General features: G+C 65.3%; 2 protein-coding genes. One reads left to right on the top strand and one right to left on the bottom strand.

Annotation, left to right across the window (positions count from 1 at the left end; genetic code table 11):
* Positions 1-133: 133 nt before the first annotated feature.
* On the top strand, positions 134-319 hold the full coding sequence (locus tag EN932_RS36660) for a Flp family type IVb pilin (protein WP_013529446.1): 186 nt from the start codon (positions 134-136) through the stop codon (positions 317-319).
* A gap of 28 nt (positions 320-347) precedes the next feature.
* Here the strand turns inward: EN932_RS36660 and EN932_RS36655 are convergent.
* Positions 348-1,127, bottom strand: a 780-nt coding sequence (locus EN932_RS36655; RefSeq protein WP_128369550.1) for a methyltransferase domain-containing protein, incomplete at its 5' end; no start/stop codon positions are given.

The following is a 1,127-nucleotide window of genomic DNA, read 5'->3' as shown; positions in this document are numbered from 1 at the left end:
GGCCGGAGCAGCGGCGACTGCTGACATGGTTAAGAAATTTCGCAAAGGCGGCGGTTTCACCGCCTGTTAAGCCTTTGCCGTTAACCTTTCTTAACAGGTCGGCTGTAAGGTCCCGGACAGAGGGGTTGAGGCCATGAAAGCAGTGCTGCTGGGTTTTCTGAACGACGAGACCGGCGCCACGGCCGTCGAATATGGCGTGATCATCGCCGTGCTGTCGCTTGCCATCGTCGGCGGCATCGGTGAGGTCCGCGACGGGATCATCTGGCTGTTCAGCGACAACAACAGCAAGCTTGCGAACGCTTTCGCACCCACTCCCTGATCCGGCTTTTCCGCACCCTGGGGCAGGATCATTGCCCGTCGGGCGCCTCCAGGATTGTTTTCAGCGAGACCTTGGCCGACCCTGGCTTCAGCGGTTTTTGCTGCGAAGCGTCGGGCGCCCAGCCGGACATCCAGACAATCGAGAAACTTGCCCTGACGCGGCCGTCGGGGTCGGAAAACCGCTCGGCGTAGATTTCCGCCGCGCGGGCAAACAGCTTGCGCGAGCCCGGCCGCCGGCTGCGATCGGTGAGCGCATTGGTTTCGCCCATGGCCCGCAAATCCGCCATCAGGTTGAACAGGCTGGCATAGCGCACCGTCACCGTCTCGACGTCGGCGACCGGCAGAGCGAGACCGGCGCGCTGCAGCAGCGCACCGGCATCGCGCACGTCGGTGAACGGGGCGACACGCGGGCTGGCGCCGCCGTAAAGCTCGGTCTCGGCCGCAAGCAGGCTTTCGCGCAATTCGAAAAGCGTGCCGGCGCCGGCAAAGGCGCCGAGGAAAAGCCCATCCGGCCGCAGCGCGCGGCGGATCTGGATCAGCATGCCTGGGATGTCGTTCATGGCCTGCAGCGACAAGAGCGACACCGCCAGATCGAGGCTTTCCGGCTCGAACGGCACGGTTTCGAGCGGTGCGATCAGGCCGGCATCGCCACCGCTCAGGAAAGCCGTATCCGTCTCGACGCGGACAATGTCGGCGACCTTGCCGCTTTCAGCGAGCGTTTCGGCCGCCGCCGGCGTCTGGCAAAACAGCACGGCCGCCTTGCCGAACCGGCGCTCGACGGCGCCCAGCCGGTCGGCAAGGTCCTCGGC

It is taken from the genome of Mesorhizobium sp. M7A.F.Ca.US.002.01.1.1 (assembly GCF_004022955.1).
In the GTDB taxonomy this organism is placed as follows: Bacteria; Pseudomonadota; Alphaproteobacteria; order Rhizobiales; family Rhizobiaceae; genus Mesorhizobium; species Mesorhizobium ciceri.
The sequence above is the reverse complement of the archived record's forward strand: the minus strand, read 5'-3'. Positions and strand labels throughout refer to the sequence as shown.

Bases quoted from the DNA above. Each gene is read 5' to 3' on its own strand.
- EN932_RS36660 (WP_013529446.1), top strand. From the start codon at position 134: ATGAAAGCAGTGCTGCTGGGTTTTCTGAACGACGAGACCGGCGCCACG.